At 62.0% G+C, this 24,717-nt stretch carries 27 protein-coding genes and 1 pseudogene; 5 read left to right on the plus strand and 23 right to left on the minus strand.

Annotated features, from left to right (window positions below; translation table 11 throughout):
- Positions 1–134 precede the first annotated feature (134 nt).
- Positions 135–983 (plus strand): AraC family transcriptional regulator, encoded by an 849-nt coding sequence (locus tag IFT76_RS09225; protein ID WP_244647918.1) that lies wholly within the window; start codon positions 135–137, stop codon positions 981–983.
- Here the strand turns inward: IFT76_RS09225 and IFT76_RS09230 are convergent.
- Together IFT76_RS09230 and IFT76_RS09235 are read right to left on the minus strand one after the other, a co-directional pair.
- Positions 934–1,521, minus strand: coding sequence for a LysE family translocator (locus tag IFT76_RS09230; RefSeq protein ID WP_192058042.1), 588 nt, complete (start codon positions 1,519–1,521; stop codon positions 934–936). The genes IFT76_RS09225 and IFT76_RS09230 overlap by 50 nt on opposite strands.
- 396 nt (positions 1,522–1,917) lie before the next feature.
- Positions 1,918–2,283, minus strand: a pseudogene (locus IFT76_RS09235) (AraC family transcriptional regulator); the annotation flags it as partial.
- 208 nt (positions 2,284–2,491) lie between these two features.
- Between IFT76_RS09235 and IFT76_RS09240 the strand changes: the two are divergent.
- Positions 2,492–2,941 (plus strand): hypothetical protein, encoded by a 450-nt coding sequence (locus IFT76_RS09240; RefSeq protein ID WP_192053059.1) that lies wholly within the window; start codon positions 2,492–2,494, stop codon positions 2,939–2,941.
- An 88-nt stretch (positions 2,942–3,029) separates the two neighbouring features.
- Here the strand turns inward: IFT76_RS09240 and IFT76_RS09245 are convergent, their stop codons facing one another.
- Entirely contained in the window at positions 3,030–4,361 is a 1,332-nt protein-coding gene (locus IFT76_RS09245) for an aminotransferase-like domain-containing protein (RefSeq protein ID WP_192058298.1), read from the minus strand.
- A gap of 89 nt (positions 4,362–4,450) precedes the next feature.
- Between IFT76_RS09245 and IFT76_RS09250 the strand changes: the two genes are divergently transcribed.
- On the plus strand, positions 4,451–5,368 hold the full coding sequence (locus tag IFT76_RS09250; RefSeq protein ID WP_192058044.1) for a DMT family transporter: 918 nt from the start codon (positions 4,451–4,453) through the stop codon (positions 5,366–5,368).
- On the opposite strand, the gene IFT76_RS09255 is transcribed toward IFT76_RS09250, so the two are convergent.
- From IFT76_RS09255 to IFT76_RS09275, 5 genes are all read right to left on the minus strand, one after another.
- Entirely contained in the window at positions 5,346–5,570 is a 225-nt protein-coding gene (locus tag IFT76_RS09255) for a YgdI/YgdR family lipoprotein (RefSeq protein ID WP_122476182.1), read from the minus strand. The two genes, IFT76_RS09250 and IFT76_RS09255, sit on opposite strands and share 23 nt — an antisense overlap.
- A 78-nt stretch (positions 5,571–5,648) precedes the next feature.
- The gene (locus tag IFT76_RS09260; RefSeq protein WP_244647920.1) at positions 5,649–6,062 is read right to left on the minus strand and encodes a hypothetical protein; all 414 of its coding nucleotides are present in this window, start codon (positions 6,060–6,062) and stop codon (positions 5,649–5,651) included.
- A 97-nt stretch (positions 6,063–6,159) separates the two neighbouring features.
- Entirely contained in the window at positions 6,160–6,507 is a 348-nt protein-coding gene (locus tag IFT76_RS09265; protein WP_185794411.1) for a type II toxin-antitoxin system ChpB family toxin, read from the minus strand.
- Positions 6,504–6,758: an AbrB/MazE/SpoVT family DNA-binding domain-containing protein gene (locus IFT76_RS09270; RefSeq protein WP_122801237.1), complete on the minus strand. Its 255-nt coding sequence runs from the start codon at positions 6,756–6,758 to the stop codon at positions 6,504–6,506. The genes IFT76_RS09265 and IFT76_RS09270 overlap by 4 nt, the downstream gene beginning before the upstream one ends.
- Before the next feature lie 203 nt (positions 6,759–6,961).
- Positions 6,962–7,573, minus strand: a complete 612-nt coding sequence (locus IFT76_RS09275) for a LysE family translocator (protein WP_192058045.1) — start codon at positions 7,571–7,573, stop codon at positions 6,962–6,964.
- A 240-nt stretch (positions 7,574–7,813) separates the two neighbouring features.
- On the opposite strand from IFT76_RS09275, the gene IFT76_RS09280 reads away from it, so the two are divergent.
- A complete protein-coding gene (locus IFT76_RS09280) occupies positions 7,814–8,077 on the plus strand; it encodes a CopG family ribbon-helix-helix protein (RefSeq protein WP_122476172.1) in 264 nt (87 codons plus the stop codon).
- Positions 8,040–8,330 carry a type II toxin-antitoxin system RelE/ParE family toxin gene (locus IFT76_RS09285; protein ID WP_192058047.1) on the plus strand — a complete coding sequence of 97 codons (291 nt, stop codon included), beginning with the start codon at positions 8,040–8,042 and terminating at the stop codon, positions 8,328–8,330. Before IFT76_RS09280 ends, IFT76_RS09285 begins: the two co-directional genes overlap by 38 nt.
- A 66-nt stretch (positions 8,331–8,396) precedes the next feature.
- On the opposite strand, the gene IFT76_RS09290 is transcribed toward IFT76_RS09285, so the two are convergent.
- The 15 genes from IFT76_RS09290 to IFT76_RS09360 form a co-directional block, all read right to left on the minus strand.
- Positions 8,397–9,179, minus strand: a complete 783-nt coding sequence (locus IFT76_RS09290; RefSeq protein WP_192058049.1) for a DODA-type extradiol aromatic ring-opening family dioxygenase — start codon at positions 9,177–9,179, stop codon at positions 8,397–8,399.
- A gap of 14 nt (positions 9,180–9,193) precedes the next feature.
- Positions 9,194–9,829 (minus strand): hypothetical protein, encoded by a 636-nt coding sequence (locus IFT76_RS09295; protein WP_192058050.1) that lies wholly within the window; start codon positions 9,827–9,829, stop codon positions 9,194–9,196.
- Positions 9,830–10,017: 188 nt separating this feature from the next.
- Complete coding sequence (locus IFT76_RS09300; protein ID WP_192058052.1) at positions 10,018–11,169, minus strand: iron-containing alcohol dehydrogenase; 1,152 nt, start codon at positions 11,167–11,169, stop codon at positions 10,018–10,020.
- Positions 11,170–11,217: 48 nt separating this feature from the next.
- Positions 11,218–11,832, minus strand: a complete 615-nt coding sequence (locus IFT76_RS09305; protein ID WP_185794417.1) for an ANTAR domain-containing response regulator — start codon at positions 11,830–11,832, stop codon at positions 11,218–11,220.
- Between the two features lie 16 nt (positions 11,833–11,848).
- Positions 11,849–12,973, minus strand: coding sequence for a transporter substrate-binding domain-containing protein (locus IFT76_RS09310; protein ID WP_192058054.1), 1,125 nt, complete (start codon positions 12,971–12,973; stop codon positions 11,849–11,851).
- Positions 12,970–14,490 (minus strand): amidase, encoded by a 1,521-nt coding sequence (locus IFT76_RS09315; RefSeq protein WP_192058056.1) that lies wholly within the window; start codon positions 14,488–14,490, stop codon positions 12,970–12,972. The genes IFT76_RS09310 and IFT76_RS09315 overlap by 4 nt, the downstream gene beginning before the upstream one ends.
- A gap of 12 nt (positions 14,491–14,502) precedes the next feature.
- Positions 14,503–15,207 carry an ABC transporter ATP-binding protein gene (locus IFT76_RS09320; protein WP_192058058.1) on the minus strand — a complete coding sequence of 235 codons (705 nt, stop codon included), beginning with the start codon at positions 15,205–15,207 and terminating at the stop codon, positions 14,503–14,505.
- Positions 15,200–15,925 carry an ATP-binding cassette domain-containing protein gene (locus tag IFT76_RS09325; RefSeq protein ID WP_192058060.1) on the minus strand — a complete coding sequence of 242 codons (726 nt, stop codon included), beginning with the start codon at positions 15,923–15,925 and terminating at the stop codon, positions 15,200–15,202. Before IFT76_RS09325 ends, IFT76_RS09320 begins: the two co-directional genes overlap by 8 nt.
- Positions 15,922–16,953 (minus strand): ABC transporter permease subunit, encoded by a 1,032-nt coding sequence (locus IFT76_RS09330; protein WP_192058061.1) that lies wholly within the window; start codon positions 16,951–16,953, stop codon positions 15,922–15,924. The genes IFT76_RS09325 and IFT76_RS09330 overlap by 4 nt, the downstream gene beginning before the upstream one ends.
- Complete coding sequence (locus IFT76_RS09335) at positions 16,953–17,822, minus strand: ABC transporter permease subunit (RefSeq protein ID WP_185794423.1); 870 nt, start codon at positions 17,820–17,822, stop codon at positions 16,953–16,955. The genes IFT76_RS09330 and IFT76_RS09335 overlap by 1 nt, the downstream gene beginning before the upstream one ends.
- A 10-nt stretch (positions 17,823–17,832) precedes the next feature.
- Positions 17,833–19,071 (minus strand): urea ABC transporter substrate-binding protein, encoded by a 1,239-nt coding sequence (locus IFT76_RS09340; RefSeq protein WP_122476150.1) that lies wholly within the window; start codon positions 19,069–19,071, stop codon positions 17,833–17,835.
- A gap of 488 nt (positions 19,072–19,559) precedes the next feature.
- Positions 19,560–21,212, minus strand: coding sequence for an AMP-binding protein (locus IFT76_RS09345; protein WP_185794424.1), 1,653 nt, complete (start codon positions 21,210–21,212; stop codon positions 19,560–19,562).
- A complete protein-coding gene (locus IFT76_RS09350; RefSeq protein ID WP_122476147.1) occupies positions 21,209–21,949 on the minus strand; it encodes a nitroreductase in 741 nt (246 codons plus the stop codon). Before IFT76_RS09350 ends, IFT76_RS09345 begins: the two co-directional genes overlap by 4 nt.
- A 12-nt stretch (positions 21,950–21,961) precedes the next feature.
- Positions 21,962–23,350, minus strand: coding sequence for an MFS transporter (locus tag IFT76_RS09355; RefSeq protein WP_192058063.1), 1,389 nt, complete (start codon positions 23,348–23,350; stop codon positions 21,962–21,964).
- Between the two features lie 219 nt (positions 23,351–23,569).
- Entirely contained in the window at positions 23,570–24,589 is a 1,020-nt protein-coding gene (locus tag IFT76_RS09360) for an AraC family transcriptional regulator (protein ID WP_192058065.1), read from the minus strand.
- Positions 24,590–24,717: the final 128 nt, after the last annotated feature.

Genomic DNA, 24,717 nt, shown 5'->3' on the forward strand with positions numbered 1-24,717 from the left:
CTACTCCTTCATTGCCCTCACGACGGCAGTTGGCCGAGAGCCGACCCTCGGTATAAGCTCAGGATCAAGCTGAATCGTGCCCAACGGCAACGCTGCCCCTTTCTGCATGCCAGCCCCACGGGATGGAAGGACCTATGTCTCACTACTGGCGTCATCCTGCGCTCGCACACCTGGAAATCCGCAACGTCGAGGACGGTCGCACGTTCAGCCACGCGCGCCACTCTCATTCGACGTTCTCCATTGGCGCGATCATGCAGGGGCAGAGCACTTATTTGAACGGCGACAGTAGCCGCCTGATCAGTGCCGGCAGCGTGGTGCTCATGAACCCCGGTGTGGTGCATGCCTGCAATCCCGTGCACGAACAGCCTTGGGCATACCGCATGTTCTACGTGGATGCCCAGTGGCTCGCGACGCTGCAACAGCCGGGTTCCGGTACGCAAAAAGACTTCGTGCCTTTTGCGCAGACCTATAGCGCCGACGTCAGTCTGTTTGACGAGCTGGACGATCTGTACCGCACGCTCACGGCCAGCGACTGCCCGCCAAACATCATGCAGGGTGCAACGCTGGGGTTCTTCCAGCGACTGGTGGCGCGGTTGCAGCCGGTCAGCAATGACGCCAAAAGTGAACCGCACAAGATGGCCCAGGCAGCGGAATTCATCCGTGAGCATTGCGCTGATGCACTGCGGCTGGAGGATATAGCGTCGGCCGTACAGCTTTCACCTTCCTATCTGATCCGCGCGTTTAAAGCGTGCCATGGGCTTACGCCTCATGGGTACTTGATTGATTGCCGCCTCAAGCTGGCCCGCGATGGCCTGCGCCAGGGGGAAGACATCGCCCAGGTCGCGGCGCGCGTTGGCTTTGCGGATCAAGCGCACTTGCAGCGGCTGTTCAAGCGCGCCTTGGCGACGACGCCAGGGCACTATCGCGGTGTGCCTACTCGAGCAATAGATACACGGCGCAGCCCCCGAGCAGCGCGGCCATGACGCGATTGAACCCGCGCAGTCTGGCAGTGTTGCTCAAATAGTCGCGCAACGAGGCACCGGCCCAGGCCCAACTGGCCAGTGATAGCCAGCAGACCACCAGATAGATCAGTGCGAACATCCACACCATTCGCACATCGCCATCGGCAACGAAGGCGCCCATGCCTGCAAGGCACGCGAGCCACGCTTTCGGATTGAGCCATTGCATCAGCGCGCCGGTGAAGGCGGAAGGTCGGGTCTGCACGTGCGCCGTGTCCAATCGCCCGTCACTGCTTGCCAGTCTGTAGGTCAGGTACAGCAGGAATATCACGCCGGCCATGCGAATCAGCTGCGTCAACCATGGCCAGCGGTTCAGCATCTCGTGCGGTCCCAGGCCCATGAGCAAAAGCAGCAGGATGAACCCCAGAGTCGCCCCCGTGACGTGGGGCAGGGCGGCCCGCAGTCCGTGGTGGGCACCGCAACTCAAAGAGACCAGGTTGACCGGGCCGGGGCTTATGGAAGAGGCCAGTGCAAAAACGGCCATGGAAACGACGATACTCATCAGGCACCTTCAAAACGGGCGAGGGAGCACTGACGGTAGAGATCATGGGAGGGGCTGTATTGAAGGAAATTGCTCCCGGACGCTGTCGTTGCCGGTGTTGGTTTCCTGCAACGTCCAAGACAGTTGGCGCGATTCTGCAGATCGCGCCATAAATCGCGCCATAAATTGGCGCGATTCTCGAAATCGCGCCACAATTGCGCCATCCTTGTTTCGAATCGCGCCAAAACACTATGCCAAATTTGGAAGCTCTGAAGGAAACCATCCTTGAATCGGCGTCTGGCCTGACATTGGCAGAGATCCTTGCGCAGCATCCTCAGCTAGCCCGACGTACCGCGCAGCGGCGGCTGAGTCAGCTGGTCGATGCTGGTCTGATCGAAGCTCGCGGCGACGGCCGTGCAAGACGCTCAACTGTGGAGCGTCCAAGGCTAGTCGCTTGTTGCCGATGAGCTCGGCGAACTCGATCAGCCGTCGTGTCGCAGGGGAGATAGGTACGTACGTCTTTCGAGCCAGATGCTCCATCTGAAGTGTCTCCAGCAGAGCCGGCGCGCAGTCCAGCACCAGAAAACAGCTGTCTGCGCGGCTGAGCTGAGAGTGCACCGAGCCTGGCCTCACCACGGCGGCCAATGACTGATCGATACTCCCGCCGCGACCGTCTACATCGATTTCCATCTGGCCACGAACCGGCAGGACCAATTGAGCATGATCGTGGGAGTGATGAGGGTTTTCACACTCATAGCTGCGGATTTCGAGATTCAGGAGCATGAGTGCATCACTCGGGCGGAGTCCAGGGACGAGGGATTTTAGCACCCGAGCCGGGCGATAGATCGCGCGAGAAGGGGGCGTTGACACCACTGCCGCATCATATTCCGATGGCGGGTACCGGTGTTAGTATTGAGGTCGTGGGAGCCACAGCCTGATCGGGAAATGGTAGATCGGTGTTCTGCCCAGTTTTGCTAATGCGGGGCTTCATATGATCCTTGTTCTTATTATTGGGATGCTTGCTTTTTGCTCCGGCTATTTGGTTTCCCTCGAAGATAGATTACAGAGGGACCGTACATTTCATCCTTTCGATGTATTCAACAATTTTCGGGCGTCGCCAAGGTGCCGAAAAAAAATGGCTTATGTGGGCATGTTGATTTTTGTCTTGGCAGGCGTGGTTTACCTTCTTGAGCCAGAGGTCATCTACTCATCCAGAGACAAGATCAAAGCATTGGGCGCGGTCATGCTTCTCTGGTCGTTCATGTTTTATGGCTACTGCCGCGAACTGGAGTTCAAGAAGTCAGGAAGCTCGCCTGCGTCGCTGCAGTGCATGGACTGTGTTGAAGGAACAGAGTGGTATTCTTTGGCCCTTAAAGGGTTTTTGGCAACTTTCAAGATCCTGGCTGTTTTTGCTTTTATGTACGCAATCAAACGTGTTTGATGGCCACATGTCCAAACTCACCTCATATCGCATTCGGCGGTCGAGTAGACGACGTGGTGTCTCGTTTTCTTACCTGGGTGAACTGGGATCAGATATACGCCCCCACCACCCGCTTTACGGTGCCCAGCGCCTCACCCAGGGCGTCCATGCTCACCGACCCAAGTGCCAGCCGTAGTGCATGAGGGACGTGCACCGAGATCGAAAACGGCTCGGCCGTCGAGACCGACACATGCTCGCGCATCAGTTCCAGGGCGATTTGATCCGCCCTTGCATCCTCCGCCAACGGCAGCCATAGAAAGTACGAAGAGGGATGACGCACCACCGGTAACCCTGACAACAACGTGTCAGCCAACGCCTGCCGGGCCTGCGCGTCCGCGCGCTTTTTCGTCTCCAGCGCGGCGACCGTGCCATCGTCGAGCCAGGCGCAGGTGATGGCGGTCATGACGCCGGGTGTGTTCCAGGTCGTGGCCTTGACCGTGCGCTTCAACGCGTCCACTCGATGCACAGGGGCTGCGACGAAGCCGACGCGCAAGCCGGTGGCGATGTTCTTGGAAAACCCTGACACGTAAAACGTTCTTTCAGGCGCCAACTCAATAATCGGTAGCGGCGGATCTTGCGCCAGAAACGCGTAGGCTGCGTCTTCAATGATCGTCAGGTCATGCTCGCGAGCGATCGCCACCAAGCGCTCGCGCTGATCGGCGGGCAGCACCCAACCCAACGGATTGTGCAGCGTAGGCATCGTGTAGACGGCGCGCACCGAACGACGGCGGCAGAGCGAGGCGAGGGCATCGAGATCCGGCCCTTGTGCGGTGGCGGGAATGGGCACCACTTCAAGGTGCAATGTCTTGGCCAGCAACTTGAACCCAGGATAGGTCAACGCATCTGCCGCGATCACGTCCCCAGGTTTCAGCAATGCCATCAGGCTTATCGCCAAACCATGTTGGGCGCCGCTGACGATCAGAATCTGCTCGGGATCCACCGTGACGCCACGGTGGATCAGATGACGGGCAATTGAAGCCCGTTCATGCAGGCGACCCGCATGTGGCTGATAGCGTAAATGCGCTTCCAGGTCGCCGGACAACGCCAGCTGGCGCAAGGCACTGCGCAACAGGTCGGCCTGACCTGGCATGGCCGGATAGTTGAAGTTGAGGTCGATCACGCCCGCGGCAATGTCCGGCTGATCGATACCTTGGCCGGGCGGCAGTGAGGTTTCCCGCACGAACGTCCCGCGCCCGGTCTCGCCGCTGACCAGTCCCATGGCTTCTAACTCCGCATACACCCGGCTGGCGGTGACCAAGGCCAATCCATGGGTAGCCGCAAGTTGGCGATGTGTCGGCAAACGCGTACCCGGCGGCAAACGTCCGGCGCGAATATCGGCTGCAAAGGTATCTACCAGCGACTTGTACCGGGAGGGAGCCATCTTGAAGTGTATCCATGACAATTTTTTGATTGTCACGATAGTCGGTCATACGATGCGCTACATGCAACCCGATATGGAGTGGACACTCAATGGAACGCACCTCTGACGTGCACAGCCAAACGACAGTGAAACCCGCGAGCGGGGTGGTCAATGGCCTCATCGGTGTCGTGATCTTCAGCGGTTCGCTGCCCGCCACTCGCATTGCTGTGCTGGAATTCGACCCGGTATTTCTGACCGTCGCACGGGCAGCCATCGCCGGCGTGCTCGCGCTGTGCCTGCTCTTGCTGTTCAAGGAACGGCGACCGGTACGTCAGCACCTATTGCCTTTGATCATCGTAGCAATGGGCGTGGTGATCGGTTTTCCGCTGCTGACTGCACTGGCGTTGCAGCACGTGACGTCGGCCCATTCCATTGTGTTCGTCGGCCTGTTGCCACTGGCGACTGCTGCGTTCGGCGTAGTGCGGGGTGGTGAGCGCCCTGGGGCGGCGTTCTGGTTTTTCTCGGTGCTGGGCAGTCTGATAGTCGTCGGGTTTGCCGTTACCCAAGGGCTGACCGCCTCACCGACCGGCGACATTCTGATGCTCTTGGCCATTCTTGCCTGCGGCCTCGGCTACGCCGAAGGGGCAAAAATTTCCAAAACGTTGGGTGGTTGGCAGGTGATCTGCTGGGCGCTGGTGTTGGCGCTGCCGGTCGTGATGCCACTGACAGCATGGTTGGCGCCCGCTTCGTTTTCCGGCATCAGCACACCGGCGTGGTTGAGCCTGGCTTACGTGTCGATGTTCAGCATGCTGATCGGCTTCGTGTTCTGGTACCGCGGCCTGGTGCAGGGCGGCACCGCTGCTGTCGGCCAGCTACAACTGCTTCAACCATTTTTTGGCCTGGCACTGGCCGCGGTACTGCTGCACGAACAGGTCAGCCTTGGCATGTTCGGCGTCACAGTAGCGGTGATCCTCTGTGTCGCCGGGGCGCGGCGTTACGGCAGGATCAATCCTCTTCCTTCACGGTAGCCACTTCGTCTGCCTTGACCCTTACCTGCTTGCCCGAAACATCTTCGAACTCATAGAAGCCGTCTTTCGTTTTGGCGTCAGGTACATCCTTGGTGATGTACTGTGTGCCGTTCTGCAACGTGACGACCGTGTTGGTGGAGCAACCAGCCAACGTAGCCGCGCACAGGAAAGCAGTGCAATAGTAAAAAGCTTTCAGTTTCATGAGGTGACCTTCTTCGATCGATTCGCTGGGTTGCGGATGCTCTTCTTAGGTGAGCTGCGGTGTTGTGAGTCGAGCGTTTTATCCGCGTTGTGAGCATACCATCGACCTATTCACTCCGACTCTTCTGCTTGCACAACTGCATGGCGAGGCTGTCGAACTCTCGGTCGAAACTGGCTTTTCCGCTGCGCTCAAGAAGCCCTGCTGATGTACGAATTGGTCGGTTTGATGACGGACGACTTCGACACGTTCGATCATACGGTCGGCTTGAGCTTGGCTGATCTTGCGGGTTTTTCGCGTGGTGCCGATGTCCGCGCTGAGAATGTTGGCTCGTACCGAGATGTGGGCCTGTCGAGGGTCGGTGATCTTGCCACCTGTTTCGCCCACCAGCTCGCGCTGGGCTTTGATGTCGCAACTAGGTAGATCAAGACTCTGTTGAGCGGCCGATGCGTTCAGGCTCAAAGCCAATAGCGAAGCCAGGATGCTGTATTTCATGGGTGTATCCAGTGTGGGCCGGTAGGTGTCGCTGCCGATATTGCAGCGTATTTTCCAATGGATTCTTCCGCGAGGGCCGGCGCTGGTATTGTTTTCCTTACTCGATCAACACCTGAATGCGGGCCAGTACGTCGTCCATCACCACCTCGGGGACCGTCTCTACGCGTTTGCCTCCACGAGCCTCGAGGTCAACGGTGCGCAGTTGATTGCACAACACCACGCCTTGCGTCTCGGTGCCGGAACCACTTAGTGGCACGGCAAAACCAGCATGGCGGGCAAAATCCCCGCCTTGGGTGATGGGCGCAATCAGGACCAAGCCCGACACGTTGAAGGCCGCAGGCGAAATGATCAGCGCCGGACGGAAATCGCCTTGCTGCTCACGGCCGGCGGTGGGGTTCAGGTTCAGGCGCACAATATCGCCACGGTTGAATTTGGCCCGCCTCACGCCTCACGCCCAACGGCCGACATGGCATTCCACGCTGCCATGTCGGCAGGTTCCGGCGCGCTCAAGTCACACTGCGCCATCAGCTCGGCCAGCGAGTAACGCGGCTTGGCCTTCGCAGGCTTGAGGGTCATCACCTCGGCGGACACATCGAGTTTCAGCACATCGCCGCTGACCAGATTCATCATCTTGAGCACAGTTGCTGGCAGGCGAATCGCCGCGCTATTGCCCCACTGCTGCACCTTGACTTCCATGGCAACCTCCTGAAAAAGTGTACACATTGTAGATACGTGTCGAGTCAGCCGCAAGCGTTTTGTATAAACATAGTATCTACAATGCTAGCTCGAAAGCGCGTCGTGAAACCGGCGCATACTCATCGCATATCCCAAGACCGGGCCATCAGGAAATAGCCCAATACATCACCGGAACGCTAATATGCGGATGACTTTCCAACACCTCAAACAGGTGCCGGGCTCTGCAACAACGGATACAACGACAGCACCAGCAACGCCGCCATGCTCCAGTTGAACAGCCGCAACCAGCGCGGCACCCGAAGCACGTTGCGCAGGACACTGCCGAAGCCGGCCCAGACGCAGACGCTGGGCAGGTTGACCAGTGCGAACACCGCGGCGATGACCACCACGTTATAAACGTAACCCTGCGCCGGCACATAGGTGGTGATGGCGCCGACCGCCATCACCCAGGCCTTGGGGTTGACCCATTGAAAGGCGGCGGCGCCGAGGAAGGTCATGGGTGTGCTGTTCTGTTCTCCTGCCTCGCTCATGCTGCCCGAGGTGGCGATGCACCACGCCAGGTAAAGCAGGTAGGCCGCGCCTATCCAGCGCAGTGCGGTGTAGGTCCAAGGCACGGCGGTGAATATTTCACCCAGGCCCAGTCCGACTGCCAGCACCAGCAGCATGAAACCCAGGCTGATGCCCAAGGCATGGGGAATGGTGCGCAGGAAACCGAAGTTCACCCCCGAGGCCAGCAGCATGGTGTTGTTCGGGCCTGGGGTGATGGACGACACCAGAGCGAAGAGGGCGAAGGCAGGCAGGAGGTCGATGAGCATGTCCGTATGGTCTCTGGGTTGTTGTAGCAGTGAAACTACCTGACGAATTGGCAAGTAATACCGTACAGCCAGTGGTGATTTAACCAGTACACACCAGGCTTTTCGGCAGCCTGGTATTCGAAAGCAGCAGCTGACTTCCGGATCCGTCACGACAGGGATTGCTCAAGCAGCTTCCAATCGGTAGTGTGTACGTTGCGCGTAAACGTATACATCGTAAACAAACGTCCCAGGAGTACTGCCATGGGTTCGCCCGTTCTTTCTTTCCGTGTGGAAGCCGAGCTGATCGATCAGCTCGATCAGCTCGCCGAAGCCACCGATCGAGATCGTCAATACCATTTGAAACGTGCTTTGGCTCGCTATGTGGAATCCGAGTCGTGGCATTTCCGTGCTGTAGCCGAAGGCATCGCAGATGCAGAGGCAGGCAATCTGGTCGATTTGGATGCCGTAAAGGCTAAGTGGGTGGCGCGTGCCGAAAGTCGCATTAACCAGCAAGGCGGCGAGTGATCTCGACGGTATTCATGAGCACTACGAAGCGCTCAGAGGACCTGAAAAAGCAGAAGAAACCATTTTTCAGATGTTGGATGGTTTGAGCCAGCTGGAGGCGTTTCCTCAACTGAGCAAGGCGTCGGGCATCCCCGATTGCCGTGAGTTGATCTTTGCGAAGTATCCCTACCGTGCGATCTACACCTTGAAAGGCAATGCCATTCTGGTGTATCGAATCTTGCACCAACACGCAGAGCGCAGTGAGGATTGGTAGCGGAACGTTCCACTTCGGCAGGGCTGGCCATTCCAGTGGCCGCCCGTGTAGCTCACGCTTGCTGCTTTACGTGAACACGTAACTGTCCATCGCCAACACCCCATACTCCACACCGCCCTCGATCACCCGCGTTTCATACTGCTCACCCGCCGCGCCGAGTGCGATGAACAACGGCATGAAATGCTCGTCCGTGGGGTGCGCGCGTTCTGCCGAGGGGGCGTATTGCCGGTAGTCCAGCAGCGCGTGCAGATCACCCGAGGCCAGGGTCTTCGCCGTCCAGGCGGCAAAATCCTTGACGTATTGCGCGCCGTGGGGCGTTGCGCCACGGAATTCGTAGAGGTTGTGCGTCAGGCTGCCGGACGCCACGATCAATACGTTCATGTCGCGCAGTGGTTTGAGCGCCTGGCCCAGCTTCCAGGCCTGATGAGTATCGAGCGCAGCGGGCATGGAAACCTGGATGACCGGTATGTCCGCGTCCGGCGCCAGATACAGCAGAGGTACCCAGGCCCCGTGGTCCAGGCCCCGCTCGGCATCCAGGCGGGATTGCCAGCCGCCGGCCTGCAGCATGTCGACGATCCGCGCGGCCAGGGCCGGTGCGCCCGGTGCTGGGTATTGAATCCGATACAGGGCGTCGGGGAAGCCGCCGAAATCGTGAATCGTCGGCGGGGCTGCACTGGCGGTCACGCGGATGTCGCCGCGGATCATCCAGTGCGGGGAAAGAATGACGATGGCGTCGGGCCGCGTCAGCTGACGACCCAGCTCGGCCAGGTGCTTGCCAGCCAGGCCGGGCTCGACCGCGAACATGGGGGAACCATGGGACACGAACAGTACTGGCGATCGAATAGTCATCAGCGGACTCCACATCAAGACGTTGCGGTTTGAGGACTCCAGCTTTCGCCAAGCCGGCATTTGACCCAATACTCGAAGCTGGCGCACAGCCAGATGCCATATGCCAGCAACTCCACACCTTCTTCAGCCGTGGTTTTCGCCAGGCGCTGGTAGCCGTCACCCATGACCTGGTGCCAGAACGCACCCATGCCGAAAATCCTGGAAAAGATCAGCACCGCGAAGCCGGTGGCCAGCGCGGCGAACGTTGGCGTGCGCAGGAAAGCGCCCAGGGACTGCAGGGTTTGCCGTCTGTGCCTGGCACTTGCCGCCTTGCCTATGGCGACTGCAGCGATAGCCAGGAACGGCCACAGCCACGCACTGTGGCTGATGGGGTCGAACAGGCCGTCCAGCTCGCGGGTCAGCAGACAGGCGAAAAATCCTGCGGCGAGGTATTCGAAGCCGCCTTTGCGGGCCGGTCCCGGTGCGCTCCAGAACAACAGGGCGCACAGCGCGAGCATGAGCTCCTGGGTGATCTCGGTAAACGATATTTCAAGGATATCGGTATGAAAGACTGCGATGTCCAACCACACCATGGCAAACGACAAGCCAGCAATCGAGCATTTGGCCAAAGCGAACAGAAGCGAGTATTTCAAATCAGGGCGGGCGTACACGTGAAGCTCCAAAGCGAGACAGTTGCTATAAGTCGCGCATATAAACGTCTGGCACCGCGAAAAGAAAGCGGACTTTCACGATAGTAAACATTGATGGAGTTGATGCGATGGGTTGCCCGCAGGCTGACAGCCCCTTGGTATGGGGCTGTCTGCCGTGCAGCACAGGAGGCGCGGTGTTCGGCCGCGACCTAGAACGCCGCGGTATAGATCGCCAGCGCATCGGCCTCGCTGACTTCGCGCGGGTTGTTGACCAGCAGGCGCTGTTGCAGCATTGCGCTGCGAGCCAGTTCCGGCAGGCTCTCGCGGGTCACTCCGGCATCACCCAGGCGCAGCGGCAGACCGGTGGCCACATGAAGCCTGAGCAGTTCGTCGATGAACTGCTGCGCCGCATCGCCAGGTTGCAGGCGATCGCCCAGCACCAAGGGCGCCAGCTCGGCGTACAGGCCTTGGGCGGCCGGCAGGTTGAAGCGCAGCACTTGCTGCAGTACCAGCGCATTGGACAGGCCGTGGGGCAGGTGAAAGCTGACACCCAGCGGGTAGGCCAGGGCGTGCACGGCGGCAACAGGTGCGTTGGCAAAGGCCTGGCCGGCCAGGCAGGCACCCAGCAACATCGCCTGGCGGGCTTCCAGGTCTTGCGGTGTATTGACCGCGCGTTCCAGGTTCGCCGCCAACAGGCGCAAGGCTTCGCGCGCCAGCAGGTCGGAGAGCGGGTTCTTGCGGTGCTTGCTGGTGTAGGCCTCGATGGCATGCACCATGGCGTCGATGCCGGTGGCAGCGGTGACCGGGGCGGGCAGGCCGATGGTCAATTGCGCGTCGAGAATTGCCAGGTCCGGCAACAGCTGGTTCGCCACCACGCCGGACTTGCCGGTGGCCGTGGTGACGATGGAGATGGGCGTGACTTCCGAACCCGTGCCCGCGGTGGTGGGTACCTGAATCAATGGCAAACGCGGGCCGGTGGCCTGGTTCACGCCGTAGATGTCGCTCAGGCTCTGCCGCTGCCCAGGGTGTGCCAGGTAGGCGACCAGTTTGGCGGTGTCCATGGAGCTGCCGCCGCCGAAGCCGACGATCAGGTCGGCTTGCATGCCCCGGGCCTGCTCGGTGGCTGCCAGCACCAGGGCCTCTGCCGGATCGGCGAGCACGTCGCTGTACACCGCCAGTTCGATGCCCGCAGTGGCGAAGCCCGGCAGCACGCTGTCGAGCAGGCCGTGCTTGAGGATGCCGGCATCGGTGACCAGCAATACCCGCTGGGCGCCGCGGCTGACGCACTGTTCGGCCAGGGCGGCGGCGCTGCCGGTGGCGCAGATGAGGTGGGCAGTGCTGCTGAAGGTGAATCCTTGCATGGGGTGACCTCGTATTCTTGTGGTTGGGGGCGCTGTTTCAGCGCAGGGCTACGGCAGCGGCGGTTCGGGTTCGGCAGGTTGATCGGCATCGATGATCTGCTGGGCGATGGCCTCCATGCTGGTGCGGCGCGTCATGGCTTCGCGTTGCAGGCGCCGATGGGCATCGTTCTCGCCCAGGCGATGGCGCGCCATCAACAGCGCCTTGGCCATGGAGATTTTCGACACGGCCGGTTGCCGGCTTTGCAGCTTGCGCAACTCGGCGAGCATGTCGATGCGCGCCCGCCAGGCGGCCCGCGCCATCAGCAACTGGGTCAGCAGGCCGAAGGGCCGCAGGGGCCGCTCGATGACCGCCGCCGGTTGCGTCTCCAGCACCAGTTGCAGCATCGACGGGTTCTCGTAACCGACCACGGCGATGATTGGCGGCGCCTGCTCGCTCAGGCCTTCCACCAAGGTTTGCGTGTTCAACCGCTGGCTCAGTTCCACGGCCAGCAGCACCACGTCGACCGCTTCGGGCAGCGTGGTGGGCACCGGCCAGCGTTGTTCGACGATGCAGCCGATGCGCTGCAGTTGGTCGAGCACGATGCGTGCCTCACCGTCCTGTGGGTGAATCACCAGTACGCGCAGGCCCTTGAGTTCGCGCAGCAGGGACGGCGCGCTGGTCATCTCGGCCTCCGGCAGGTCATGGCTGCACGTCCATCTGGTAGTCGACCATATAGGGGCTCGGCTGCACGGCTTCGGCGCTCTCCAGCACCAGCTGGAATCGCCGTCGCTGGTCGAGCCGGGCGATGCGCGGCCACAGCCAGGTGTGCTGGGTCTGGGCGTCGATCTGCACGGTGCCTTGAGGCGCCTCGAAGCTTGCCCCGGCCAGTGCTTCGCGCAGGGCCTGCACTGAGTCATCGGACGCGCGGCGCGCGGCTTGCGCGAACAGGTGAACCTGAAAGTAGGCCGCTTCGGCACCCGAGGTAATCGCGGCGTGTTCGCCGAAGCGCGCACGGTAGCGTGCCACGAACGCCTGGCTGGCCGGCGTCTGCAAGGTCGAGAACCAGGGCGCGGCGGAGATGTGGCCTTCGGCTTCCTCGTCGCTCATGGCTTGCACGTCGACCTCGTTGGTGGCCAGGCTGACGATGGGCACGACCGCAGGATCGAACCCCGCCTGGCGATAGGCGCGGTGCAGCGACGGAATGTCGCTGCCGACGATGGTCGAGTAGATGGCGTCGGGAGCGGTTTCGCGCACCCGCTGCATGACCCGGTCGAAATCTTCGGCGGTGGCGTGGAAAGGCAGGTAGATCTCGTCGACGACCTCGCCGCCGGCCTGTTCGAACAGCTCGCGCATGATGCGGTTCGATTCGTAGGGGTAGACATACGAGCCCCCGACGAACAGCACCCGCCCGCCATGGGTTTCCAGCACGTAGCGGGCCAGCTGCAGCGAGTTCTGATTGGGTGCCGAGCCGGTATAGAAGCAGTACGGCGAGTATTCGAAACCTTCGTACAGGGTTGGGTAGAACAGCAATCGACGACGGCTTTCGACCACCGGCAGAACGACCTTGCGTGTGCTCGACATGTGCGTGCCGAACAGCACCTGCACCTGTTGCTGGTCGCACAGGCGCAGCGCGCTGTCGCGGTAGTCGTTCGGGTCGGCGCCGGGATCGCCGTCGACGGCCTGCAGGCGCCGACCGCCGAGGCCGCCGTCGTCGTTGATTTCGGCAATTGCCAGGTGCGTGGCATTGGCCTGGGCGGTTTCCGACGCCGCCGTCAGGCTGGCCCGGGAAAACAGCAGGCCTACCTTGTAGTCTTCGCCGCTCATGAGGTCAGGCTTTCCCAATCGATATGCTGTTCGAAGTGATGCGCAGCCTGGTAAAGGGTCGCCTCATGGTAATCGCGGGCTATGAGCATGAGTCCCACCGGCAACCCTTGCGCCAGCCCGCAGGGAATCGACAGGGCCGGGTGGCCGGTCACGTCGAACGGGGCGGTGTTGGCGTTCATTTCCAGGGCACGGGTGACCCAGGTTGCGGGCGTGGCATCGGCTGCGGGAAGCTTGGGCGCCTTGAGCGGCACGGTCGGCATCAGCAGCAGATCGTAGCGGGCCAACTGCTCGTCGTAGGCGGCGCGCAGCTGGCGTGCGGCGTTCTGCGCCTTGGCATAGTACTGGCCGGCGAATCGCTGATGGGCATAGTGGCCTGCCAGCAGGCAGGTTTTCAGATCGTGAGGGAAGGCGTCGGCCTGCTGTTGCCAGTCTTGTTGCGCGCGCATCAGGCTCTCCACGTACAAGCCCTTCCAATTGGAACCGTAATTGTAGCCGCGCAGCAGTTGCGTGGTGCCCTCCACGGCAATCGGTGTCCAGATGGCATGGCCCAGTGCGTGCAGGGGGATGGAAACCTCTTCCACCAGGGCGCCCCATTCGGCGAACAGACCGGCAGCGCGGCGCACGGCGGCGTCTACATCGGCTTCGGAATTGGCGTGGCCGAAGCCCTCGCTGACTACGCCGATGCGCAGGCCCGCAACACCTGCGCCCAGGGCCTGGGTATAGGCCTGTACTGGCATCTGCCGATCCTGGCGCGGATCCAGGCCGTCGGCGCCGGCCAGCACCTCGAGCATCAGTGCGTTGTCGGCCACCGTGGCGCTCATGACGCCAGCGTGGTCCAGGGTCATTTCGATGGGCATGATGCCGGTGTAGGGCACCAATCCGTGGGTCGGCTTCATGCCGTAGATGCCCGAGTAGGCTGCTGGAATGCGCACCGAGCCGCCTTGATCGGTGCCGATGGCCAGGTCCACTTCACCGGCGACGATCAGCGCGGCGCACCCCGACGACGACCCCCCGGTCGAATGCCCTGGGTTGCGCGGGTTGTGCACTGCGCCGGTGGCGTTGGTGTGGCTGCTGCCCGAGACGCAGAAAAACTCGCAATGGGCCTTGCCCAGAATGCTGCCGCCGGCGTCCAGCACGCGCGTGGCCACGGTGGCGTCGACATCGGGCACGTAACCCTGCAGGGTCGACGAACCATTCATCATGGGCACACCGGCCAGGCAGATGTTGTCCTTGAGGGCAATGCGCTTGCCGCTCAGGGTGCCTTCGGCAGCGCCGTGCAGGTCGGTACGCACGTACCAGGCGTTGTAGGGGTTCTGCGCCGGCGCGGGAATCTGCCCGGCATTCCTGGGATACCGCTGCGGCAGGCTGACCGGTTGCAGCTGATCCAGACGGTCATAGTCCTGCCAGACCGCTTCGAGAATGTCGGCATACTGCGCCAGTAACGGCGCTGGCAGATGCAGGCCCAGTTGGTTGCCGGTTTCGGCAAGCTCGACCTGGGTTGGACGTTGAATGGACATGACGATGAATCCTTAAGAATGAAAGCCCATGAAACGCTCGGCAAGCGCTTCGGTGGTGGTGCTGGCAGGGTCGACTTCATCGACCAGTCGACCGTTCTCGATGATCAGGATGCGATCGGCCAGCGCCGTCAGGAAGTCGATGTCCTGCTCCACCAGAATGATCCCCAGGCCCTGTTCGCGACGCAGGCGCTGCAGGGTTTCGATGATCTCGTCGCAGATGGAGGGCTGGATGCCCTCGGTCGGTTCATCGAGCAGAATCAGCTTCGGGTTGCCGCACAGGCAGCGAGCCAGGGCCAGCAGCTGTTGTTCGCCGCCCGACAACGCGCCGCCGGGCTGGTCGAGCAGCCGTTGCAGCCGCGGGAAATACGTCAGGATCCGCTCGATGGTGGCGCTGGCCTCGGTGAAATTCTTCACGCAGCCCATGCGCAGGTTTTCACCCACGGTGAGAAACGGAAAGATCTGCCGGCCCTGGGGCACGTAGCCGATGCCGGCGCGTGCGCGTTGGCTGGCATCGGCGCGGCTCAGGTCGTGGCCGGCGAACCGCACGCTGCCTGACAGCGCCGGCAACTCGCCGATCAGCGCGCGCAGCAGGGTGGTCTTGCCCATGCCGTTGCGGCCGAGCACGCCGATGCAGCTGTCGGTGGCGCTGCGCAGACCGATGTCGCGCAACACCGGCACGCGCCCGTAGCCGGAACACAATCCGTTGACTTCAAGCATGTTTGATCTCCTGTTTGCCCAGATAGGCTTCGCGCACCAACGGGTCCTGGGTCACCTCGGCAAAGCTGCCCTGGGCGAGGATTGCCCCCTGGTTGAACACGGTGACCGTGCCGGCGATCAGGCGAATGAACTCCATGTCGTGCTCGACCACCACCACGGTGCTGTGCGCATTGATCTCCTTGATCAGCTCCGCGGTCTTGCGCACTTCCTGATAAGTCATGCCGGCGGCCGGCTCGTCCAGCAGCACCAACGTCGGCCGCGAGGCCAGGATCATGCCCAGCTCGACCCATTGACGCTGACCGTGGGCCAGGTCGCCGACCAGACGATGACGGTACTCGGCCAGGTCGATGCGCCGCAGGGTGTGTTCGGCGCTTTGCCGGGCCTGATCGGCGCTCTGCGTACGGCTGGCGGCCAGCCGCAGGTTCTCGAATACATCCAGGCCGTCGAACACGCTGGGCGTCTGGGTCTTGATGCCGATACCCATGCGGGCGATGCGGTGCGGGGGCAGGCCGCTGATGCGCCTGGCCTGAAAGTGGCAGGTGCCGTGGGTCGGCTTCAACTGCCCACTGAGCAGTTTGAAAAAGGTGCTTTTACCCGCACCGTTGGGGCCGATGAGGCAGCGCAGCTCACCGCTGTGAAGGGTGAAGTCCACTGCCTTGACGGCGTGAACACCCCCGAAACTGACCCCCAGGCCCTGGGTTTGCAGTAGCACGCTCATACGACGCTCTCCGGTGGCACGACAGGGCTGGGCGCCGGGCGGCGCTTGAAGAGGCGCGAGGCCAAAGCCCCCAGGCTTGGCAGCAGGCCGCGCGGCAGCAGCATGACGAAGGTCAGCAGAATCGCGCCCAGCACCAGGCCGCTGTCGACCGTTTGCTGTTCACCCAGTCGCGCCATCAGTGCCTGCAGGCCGATGCACGCCAGGATCGGCCCGAACAAGGTGCCACGGCCGCCGACGATGACCCAGATGATGATCTGCGCCGACTGTGCCAGGCCAAACACGCCCGGGCTGACGAACGCACCCCAGTTGGCGAACAGGCATCCGGCCAGCCCGGCAATGCCGCCGCCCAGGCTGAACACGATCAGCTTGTGCAGGCGCGTGTCGTAGCCCAGCAGCCCGGCACGCTGCTCGTTTTCACGGATGGCCACGACCACCTTGCCGAAGCGACTGGCGAGCAGCCCGCGCAGGCCCAGGTAGCACAGAATCAAGGCGCCGCCGATCACCTGGAACAGGGTTTCAGGTTCCAGCACGCGCTGCGGATCGAACGGCACGTTGAGCGTCGGGATCGCCGGAATGCCATTGAAACCACCCAGCAGCGCGCTGCCGATGTGGTATTCGCTGCCCGAGGTGGAGTTCATCACGTTGAACAGAATCAACGTCACCGCCAAGGTGATCACGCCCAGGTACACATCACTGATGCCGCCATAGAACATGAAGTAGCCCATGGCCGCGGCGAACAGTGCGGGTACGGCAATAGCCAGCAGCACCGGCCAGGTGCTGTCGCCGATGTTCAGCACGCCGATGGCATAGGCATAGGCGCCCAGGCCGAAGAACGCAGCCTGGCCGAAACACAGGATGCCGCCAAAGCCCCAGATGAATGCCAGGCTCAGCGCCAGCAAGGCCATGACCAGGTAGATGGTCAGCGAGAGCAGGGTGAACAGGTCCAGCCACTGCGGTAGAACGCCGACCAGCACGGCCGCGAGCACACAGCCCAGCACCGGCAGCAGATCACGAAATGCGACAGGCATCAGAACGCCCTCCGAAAGAAACGACCGGTGATGCCTTGGGGCAACACGCGGATCAGCACGATGGCGGCCAGCAGCAGGGCCACTTCACCGAACACCGGGGTACTGAAGAAGGTCACCACTTGGCTGATGACGCCGAACGCGCCGGCCGCACTCAGCGTGCCGGTGATGACCGCGCTGCCGCCGCCGATCACGGTGATGAAGGCCTTGGCGATGTAGCTGGCGCCCAGCGTCGGGATCACCCCGGTGAGTGGCGCGAGGACCGCGCCGCCGAGCCCGGCCAAGGCCGCACCCAGGCCAAAGGTAAGGCTGTAGATGCGCCCGGGGTTGGCGCCCAGGGCGGCAGCCATCTTGGCGTTCTGCATGGTCGCCCGCGCGCACAGGCCAAACTGGGTGAAGCGCAGCAGCGCCCACAGGCCCAGCAGGACCGCCACGGCCACGGCAATCACGAACAGTCCGTAGCCACTGGTTTGATAGGCGCCCAGGGTAATGCCCGGCAACGGTGAACTGATGCCCACCGTGGTGTTGCCGAACAGCATGGTCGCCGCACCGGTCAGCCCCAGGCTCAGGCCCCAGGTGGCCAGCATGGTGTCGATCATGCGGCCGTAGAGGTGGCGTATCAGCAGGCGCTCGACCAGCATGCCGAACAGGCCCACGGTGAGCGGCGCCAGCACCAGGATCGAGATCCAGATCGGCACGTGCCAGTGGTGGGTGGCCAGGACGGCCACGTAACCGCCGAGCATCATGAACTCGCCGTGCGCCAGGTTGATGATCTTCATCATGCCGAACACCACCGCCAGGCCGATGCTGAGCAGCACCAGCGTGGCGATGGCGCCGACTATCTGCAGGGAAAAAATCGCAGCCCAATCCATGTCCGTCTCCTTACAGCGCGATGCTGTATTGCTTGGCATCACGGGGGTTCTTGATCAGGTCGCAAACCGCGGCGGTGTCCGAAGGGGCCTGCTGGGCGAAGCTTTCAACCACCTCAAGGCGGCGATCGCGCACCTCGGCGATGTGCACGTCCAGAATGCAGTGGTGGGTGGCCGGGTCGATGCTGACCTTGCCGCTGGGCAGGTCCAGGCTGATGCCTTTCTCCAGCGCTTCGATGACCGCCATGCGTTCGATCGAACCGGCCTGGCGCACGCCCTCGGCCCACAGCATCATGCCCTGGTAGGCGCCCATCGCCAGTTCGGTGATGTACGGGTAGTCGGCGCCGAAGCGCTTGTGGAAGCGTTCGACGAACGCGGTGTTGAGCGGGGTCTGCAGTTCCTGCACGTAGTTCTGGCAGATCAGGATGCCGTTGCACTCTTCGGGCGAGAGCACGATGTGCTCGTTGCCACCGGCAAAGGTGGTCGAGGCGATCGGCAGCTTGCCGGTCATGCCGGCGGCCTTCCACTGGCGGTAGAACGACATGTGCGCGCCGCCGACCAGGGCCGACCAGACGAAGTCCGGCTTGGCTTCCTGGATCTTCGAAATGGTCGCGCCGAAGTTGGTCACGTCCAGCGGGAAGAACTCGATACCCACGCTCGACCCGCCGGCCTGCTCGACGTACTTCTTCACCCAGGCGGTGACGATCTGCCCGTAGTTATAGTCCGCCGCCACGATGTAGACCTTCTTGCCCCACTTCTGGGTCACGTGGGACACCAGCTTCTCCACGGTCTGCCCCGGCGTCACGCCGGTGCCGAAGAAGTTGCGATCGCACACGCCGCCTTCGTACTGGTTGTCGTAGAAGTACAGCGTCTTGTAGCGGTCCAGTACCGGCCGTACCACTTCGCGTGACGCCGAAGTGATGCCCGCGTGCACCACGGCAGCGCGATCCTTGAGCGCCGCCTGCTGGGCGTACTGCGCGTACAGCTGCATGTTGGACTGGGTGTCGTACTTGATCAGATTCAACGGCCGACCGAGCAGGCCGCCCTGGGCATTGAGTTCCTCGGTGGCGAATGTCAGCGCGTCCACGATCGGCTTGCCATAGATGTCCAGGCCACCCGAGCTGTCGTACAGCGAGGCGATCTTGATGGCGTCGTCGGCGGCGAAGGCCGACAGGCTCTTGAAGCTCAGCGCCGACAGTGCGGCAGCGGAAATGGCGGACGAACGCAGAAAGGTACGACGATTGATAGCCATGCTCAGTGCTCCTGGAACCAGCCCTGCGTGCCATCGCCTGCCGGTTTGCGCACAGCCGAAGGGGCTGCCCGTGCAAGCACCGGGAAACAGGAATGGAGTGGGGGCTGGATGAGATGCAGGCGAGGGGGGTAGGGCCTGATCTCACGTACCGACGACGCTGTCGGCTGAACGGGTGTCGAGCGTTTCGCTTGTGACCGCAGCCGCATCGTTGGGGCCGGGTCGCCCAGGGCATGAGGGCCGCTGGAGGAAACAGATGTCGCGTGGGGCGCGACGCCCTAAACGAAGCAATAATCAGGCCGCTGTCAGTAACTGGATGTTTTCACTGAATATTTTTTGTTGGTGCGCTTTTGAGAGCGCAATAGTGTGCTCCAGAATGGGAATCCTGCACTCAAACCGGGCAGGGTCCAACTGATGGGTAACAGGGGCGGCAGTGCTCAGCATGGGTCGAACACTGCCCCTCTGTATTGAACGCACACCTACGAACGGCTTCACCCTCCGGACGCGAGCCTCGAGATGGCAGCCTTGCTGCCTGCACGCTCGCGCAGCACGAATTTCTGGATTTTGCCGGTGGCCGTCTTCGGCAGCTCCGTGAAGATGACCTGTCGCGGGCATTTGAACCTGGCCAGTCGCGTTTGGCAGAACGCGATCAGCTCGGCACCGGTGGGCGCCGCGACACCGGCCTTGAGTTCGATGAAGGCGCACGGTACCTCACCCCATTTGTCGTCGGGCTGGGCCACGACAGCCGCGTGCAGGACGCTGGGATGGCAGTGGATGACATCCTCGACTTCGATCGAGGAGATGTTCTCGCCGCCTGAGATGATGACATCCTTGGAACGATCGGTGATTTGCACGTAGCCACCTTCATGCACCACCGCGATGTCCCCGGTATGAAACCATCCACCCGCGAAGGCCTTGCCGGTGGCCGACGCGTTCTTCAGGTATCCCATCATTACGGTATTGCCGCGCAGCAACAGTTCGCCGGTGGTGACACCATCGTGCGGCACCGCGATCAAGGTGTCCGGATCCGCCACCATCATCCCTTCGAACGTTGCCGCTCGCGTGCCCTGACGAACCCGGAATGCGCGTTGTTCGCTGTCCGTCAGCGCGTCCCAGCCGTCTTGCCACACGCAGCTCACCGGGGTGCCGGATACCTCGGTGATGCCGTAGACATGATCCACGTCGAAGCCCAGTGCAACCACCGCGCTGAGCACCGAAGCCGGTGGAGGGGAGCCGGCCGTGAGCACGCGCACAGGTGATCGCAACACCTCGCGATCACGCGCATCGGCAATCATGGCCATGACCACGGGTGCGGCGCAGAAATGGTCCACTCCGTGGGTATCGATGGCATCGAACACGGCCTCGGCACTGACCTTGCGCATGCACACATGAGTGCCCGCCGCTGCGGTGATCGCCCAGGTAAAACACCAACCGTTGGCGTGGAACATCGGCAGCGTCCACAGGTAGCGCGGCGCACGCGGCAGCGGCCAGTTGGTCATCTGCAGCAGGCTCATCAGATAGGTCGCGCGGTGGCTGGTGACGACCCCCTTGGGATCGCCCGTGGTACCGGAGGTGTAGTTCAGGGCGATAGGGTGCCATTCATCGACAGGCCAGACGCCGGCGAAGTCGGGATCGCCGTTGGCGAGCAGCTCTTCATAACCCACCACGCCGATCGATGGCCCCAACGGCGCGAAGGGGTCGTCGATATCGATCACGATCAGCGCCTGATCCAGCCGCTCGAGCGCCGCCGCAACCAGGCTTGCGTATTCGCGATCCACCAGAATGGCTTTGGACTCGGCATGCCTGAGAATGAACGCCACGCCTTCGGCATCGAGCCGGCAGTTGATGGTGTTGAGCACTGCGCCTGATAACGGGATGCCAAAATGCGCTTCGAGCATGGCCGGCGTATTCGGGCACAGAATGGAGACGGTATCGCCAGCGCCCAATCCTCGAGCGACCAGAGCACTGGCCAGTCGCAGGCAGCGCTCGCGCGTCTGCGCCCAGGTCCGCGTGATGGGTCCATACACCACCGCAGCCCGTGTCGGATGGGCCAACGCAGCCCTTTCCAGAAACCCCAACGGGGTCAGGGGGAGGTGATTGGCCGGGGTCTTGTCGAGGCACTCGTTGAGGGCTGCAGGCTTCATGGGCGAGTCTCTTTGTTATTGTGATGAAAGGTGGTGAATGCACTGACCGGTTCGCGCTCGGTGACCAGCTCGTTCTCGACGCTGGACGCGTCCGCATAGCCCAGGCTCATGCCGCAGACCAGCATTTGCTCGTCGGGAATGCCAAGGACTTCGGCGATGACGTGGTGATACTTCAGAAAGGCGGCCTGAGGGCACGTGTGCAACCCGCGAGCCCTGGCAGCCACCATCACGCTTTGCAGGAACATGCCGTAGTCCAGCAGGCTTCCTTGCTGGAGCACGCGGTCGATGGTGAACAGCAGGCCTACCGGCGCATCGAAGAACCGGTAGTTGCGGCCGTGCTGCTCATGCATGCGTTGCTTGTCGCCCTTGGCGATGCCCAGCAGCCCGTACAGCTCCCAGCCGACTTTCTTTTTCCTGTCCGCATAGGGCGTCACCCACTCTCTGGGGTAGTACTCGTAGGGGTCGAGCAGCTGGTTGGCATGGGCGGGATCGTTGTCTATATCCGCTATGGCGTTGGACAGCTGCCGTTTGGCGTCGCCAGTGACCACGTGCACACGCCAGGGCTGCATGTTCACGCCCGTCGCGCAGAAGCGGGCGACATCGAGGATGCTTTCCACGTCTTCCTGGGCCACGGGGTCGGGAAGAAAAGCCCTGATGCTGCGCCGAGACCTGATCGCCCAGTCCACAGCCTCCACAACCAGGGCGGGGCTTGACGGCGGTTGAGACAGTCGATTCATAAGTGCCCCCAGTCAGGTGGATTTGGAGGTTGCAGGATTCAAGGCCGCACTGTCGGTGGCCGATGGCGCGCGGCGGGTCGAGCGTGCCTGGGAAGAATCGGCGAGGGACTGATTGATCAGCGAAACCGCCGCCGCACCGATCAGCCCGGCAAGGGCGATGGCCATGAAGTTCTGCTCCAGCGGCAAGTGCATCGAGATCAACCAACCGATCAGTACCGGGGCCACGATGGCGCCTATGCGGCCCACGCCCGATGCAAAGCCGACGCCGGTGGCCCTGATGGTCGAAGGGTAGAAATCGCCGGCGTAGGCGTAGGCCAGCAGTTGCGTACCCAAGGTCGATGCGCCGACCGTGAACACCACGGCGTAGAGCAGGCCCGGCGAGCGGGTGTAGGCAAGCATGACCAGCGCCAGGGCGCCGACGATGTAGAAGCACACCAGCACACGCTTGATGTTGAACCTGTCGCCCAGCCAGCCACCGCCCAGCGCGCCGACAATGGCACCGACGTTGAACACGATCACGAAATTCAGCGCCGATCCCAGGCTGAAACCCGCCATGGCCATCAGCTTGGTCAGCCAGGAGTTCAGCGCGTAGACCATGAACAACCCGGTCATGAATGCCGCCCAGATCATGACCGTGCTGAAACCGCGGCCATCGGCGAACAGGTTGCGCACCGGGGAATCCTGTTTGTCGAGGATATCCGGGTTGCCGGCCATCACCGCATCGTCGGGAATCATGTTGCCGGGATCGAGCTTTCGCGCCACCTCCCTGAGTGCGTCCTGCTGGCCCTGTTTGAGCATGTAGCCGATGGAGTCAGGCATGCTCTTGAGAATGAACGGGATCAGGATCACGGGCAGTCCCGCGACGTAGAACACCCATTGCCAGCCGTGACTTTCGATCAGCTGTTTTGCGGTAAGGGCGACCAGGATGCCACCCACGGAATAACCGGCGAATACCAGCGTTACCAGGCGGGTGCGCAGTTTCAATGGCGAAAACTCGCCCATTTGCGCGGTGCAGATCGGCAGTACGCCGCCAATGCCCAGCCCTGCGATGAAACGCATGACGCTGAAGCTGATGGGGTCGTTGGTCAGCCCGGCACCCGCAGTGAACAGACTGAACAGCGCAACGCAGATGGCCGTCATCTTCGGCCGACCGATGCGATCGGCCAGCGTGCCGAGAAAGATCGCGCCGAGCATGGTGCCGAACAGCGCCGAGCCGGCCATGATGCCGGCACTGGTGGCCTCGATGTTCATGTCCTTCATGATGGCCGGCAGTGCCGCACCCACAACGGCGAGGTCATAGCCGTCGATGATCAGGATGAGCACGCACCAGAACAGGATCAGGCCATGGAAGCGGTTGAACCTTGAATCCTTTGCCAGCGCGAAAACGTTCACGGGTTGCATAGCGTGTCTCCTTCGGTTTTATTCTTGTTTTGAAGTGCACAGGTGTTCCGCCGACCAGGCCATGGGCAGCGGCCATGGCTGGAGTTCGGCTATCGTAGGCGCCGGCATGGGCTACGCCCATGTCCAAAGTCGTCGTTCTGATTGGGGTGTTTGGACAGTCCGGGGCGGGGACAGGAAAGGGACGGATCGTGAATCTTTCAGAAGGGGGAGCAGTGAGGCCTACGTTTCATCGGCTTCGTTGCGGCGATAGCAACCGGGACTGACGCCCGTCCACTTCTTGAACGCGCGATGGAAGGCACTGGCATCCTGAAAACCGGTTTGCAGTGCCACTTCGACCACTGTCAGCTCTTCACGGCCAAGCAGATGAATGGCCATGTCCCGGCGAAGGTCATCTTTCAGGCGCTGGTAGCTCAAGCCTTCGATGTGCAACCGTCGTTGTAATGTCGAACTCGACGTGCCCAGCGATTTCGCCAACCGGTCGAACTCAGGCCAGTCCTCCGGATTCACACCGCGCAGCTTCTGAAGAACCTTCGCTCCCGTGCTTTCATCGTTGCGGTACTTGACCAGCAAATTGCCGGGCGACTCTTCCAGGAAGGGTGTGAGGGTTGCGGGGGTCTGCACGACCTTGAGGGCGAGGAGGCTGCGATCGAACCGGACGGTGGTCTGGGCGACACCGAACACCAGCGACTCGCAAAAGCGCAGGCGGTAGTCGCTGTCGTCCAAAGGTTGCGCCGGCCGGAAGCCGATGCTTTGGATAGGCAAGCGCCGGCCGCCCAGCCAGCAGAGCAGTCCGTGCACCAGGATCAGCCAGGTGCCATAGCTGAACAGGCGTCTTTCCACGCCGTGGTCGTGAATGACCAGCACCGCCGAGTCGTCTTCGTACGTCAGCTCGCCGTAGACATCGTCCAGGGCGCTGCGCAGAAACATCAGGATCCGCCGCAGCGCCTGCTCCAGCGAGTGGCAGCCCAGGGCCACATGGCACATGAGCCGAAAGCTGCCTCTGCGCAGAGGATGGCTGTCGATGGCGAAGAACTCGTCGTCCAGCGCATTGGCCAGCGCAATCCAGAGTCGAGAAAACGCGACTGCGGAGACTCTGGCCTGGGGCGCGTCAAGCAAGCCTGGGTCGATGCCCGCGTCTCGCAACACCGGCTGGATGTCGACTCCGCGCTGCATTGCACCGTGCAGGGCTTCGTGCACCAGGCCTATGGAAGTCGTGCCTTTGTCTGCAACTACAGCCATGACGTGTCCCTGTGAGCGATGCACCGAGTGTCGACCAGTGGCCTGAACGGTAAACAAACCCGCAACGACAGGCAATCGGTCCGGGCACACCAGTCAATCGTCATCTGATCATTGCTGCACCCAGTGCA

It is taken from the genome of Pseudomonas sp. CFBP 13727, from assembly GCF_014841915.1.
Classification (GTDB): Bacteria; Pseudomonadota; Gammaproteobacteria; order Pseudomonadales; family Pseudomonadaceae; genus Aquipseudomonas; species Aquipseudomonas baltica.

Excerpts from the sequence above, each read along its gene's own strand:
- IFT76_RS09225 (WP_244647918.1), top strand. The coding sequence starts at position 135 with ATGTCTCACTACTGGCGTCATCCTGCGCTCGCACACCTGGAAATCCGC.
- IFT76_RS09230 (WP_192058042.1), bottom strand. The coding sequence starts at position 1,521 with ATGAGTATCGTCGTTTCCATGGCCGTTTTTGCACTGGCCTCTTCCATA.
- IFT76_RS09240 (WP_192053059.1), top strand. The coding sequence starts at position 2,492 with ATGATCCTTGTTCTTATTATTGGGATGCTTGCTTTTTGCTCCGGCTAT.
- IFT76_RS09245 (WP_192058298.1), bottom strand. The coding sequence starts at position 4,361 with ATGGCTCCCTCCCGGTACAAGTCGCTGGTAGATACCTTTGCAGCCGAT.
- IFT76_RS09250 (WP_192058044.1), top strand. The coding sequence starts at position 4,451 with ATGGAACGCACCTCTGACGTGCACAGCCAAACGACAGTGAAACCCGCG.
- IFT76_RS09255 (WP_122476182.1), bottom strand. The coding sequence starts at position 5,570 with ATGAAACTGAAAGCTTTTTACTATTGCACTGCTTTCCTGTGCGCGGCT.
- IFT76_RS09260 (WP_244647920.1), bottom strand. The coding sequence starts at position 6,062 with ATGAAATACAGCATCCTGGCTTCGCTATTGGCTTTGAGCCTGAACGCA.
- IFT76_RS09270 (WP_122801237.1), bottom strand. The coding sequence starts at position 6,758 with ATGGAAGTCAAGGTGCAGCAGTGGGGCAATAGCGCGGCGATTCGCCTG.
- IFT76_RS09275 (WP_192058045.1), bottom strand. The coding sequence starts at position 7,573 with ATGCTCATCGACCTCCTGCCTGCCTTCGCCCTCTTCGCTCTGGTGTCG.
- IFT76_RS09280 (WP_122476172.1), top strand. The coding sequence starts at position 7,814 with ATGGGTTCGCCCGTTCTTTCTTTCCGTGTGGAAGCCGAGCTGATCGAT.
- IFT76_RS09290 (WP_192058049.1), bottom strand. The coding sequence starts at position 9,179 with ATGACTATTCGATCGCCAGTACTGTTCGTGTCCCATGGTTCCCCCATG.
- IFT76_RS09300 (WP_192058052.1), bottom strand. The coding sequence starts at position 11,169 with ATGCAAGGATTCACCTTCAGCAGCACTGCCCACCTCATCTGCGCCACC.
- IFT76_RS09305 (WP_185794417.1), bottom strand. The coding sequence starts at position 11,832 with ATGACCAGCGCGCCGTCCCTGCTGCGCGAACTCAAGGGCCTGCGCGTA.
- IFT76_RS09310 (WP_192058054.1), bottom strand. The coding sequence starts at position 12,973 with ATGAGCGGCGAAGACTACAAGGTAGGCCTGCTGTTTTCCCGGGCCAGC.
- IFT76_RS09315 (WP_192058056.1), bottom strand. The coding sequence starts at position 14,490 with ATGTCCATTCAACGTCCAACCCAGGTCGAGCTTGCCGAAACCGGCAAC.
- IFT76_RS09320 (WP_192058058.1), bottom strand. The coding sequence starts at position 15,207 with ATGCTTGAAGTCAACGGATTGTGTTCCGGCTACGGGCGCGTGCCGGTG.
- IFT76_RS09325 (WP_192058060.1), bottom strand. The coding sequence starts at position 15,925 with ATGAGCGTGCTACTGCAAACCCAGGGCCTGGGGGTCAGTTTCGGGGGT.
- IFT76_RS09330 (WP_192058061.1), bottom strand. The coding sequence starts at position 16,953 with ATGCCTGTCGCATTTCGTGATCTGCTGCCGGTGCTGGGCTGTGTGCTC.
- IFT76_RS09335 (WP_185794423.1), bottom strand. The coding sequence starts at position 17,822 with ATGGATTGGGCTGCGATTTTTTCCCTGCAGATAGTCGGCGCCATCGCC.
- IFT76_RS09340 (WP_122476150.1), bottom strand. The coding sequence starts at position 19,071 with ATGGCTATCAATCGTCGTACCTTTCTGCGTTCGTCCGCCATTTCCGCT.
- IFT76_RS09345 (WP_185794424.1), bottom strand. The coding sequence starts at position 21,212 with ATGAAGCCTGCAGCCCTCAACGAGTGCCTCGACAAGACCCCGGCCAAT.
- IFT76_RS09350 (WP_122476147.1), bottom strand. The coding sequence starts at position 21,949 with ATGAATCGACTGTCTCAACCGCCGTCAAGCCCCGCCCTGGTTGTGGAG.
- IFT76_RS09355 (WP_192058063.1), bottom strand. The coding sequence starts at position 23,350 with ATGCAACCCGTGAACGTTTTCGCGCTGGCAAAGGATTCAAGGTTCAAC.
- IFT76_RS09360 (WP_192058065.1), bottom strand. The coding sequence starts at position 24,589 with ATGGCTGTAGTTGCAGACAAAGGCACGACTTCCATAGGCCTGGTGCAC.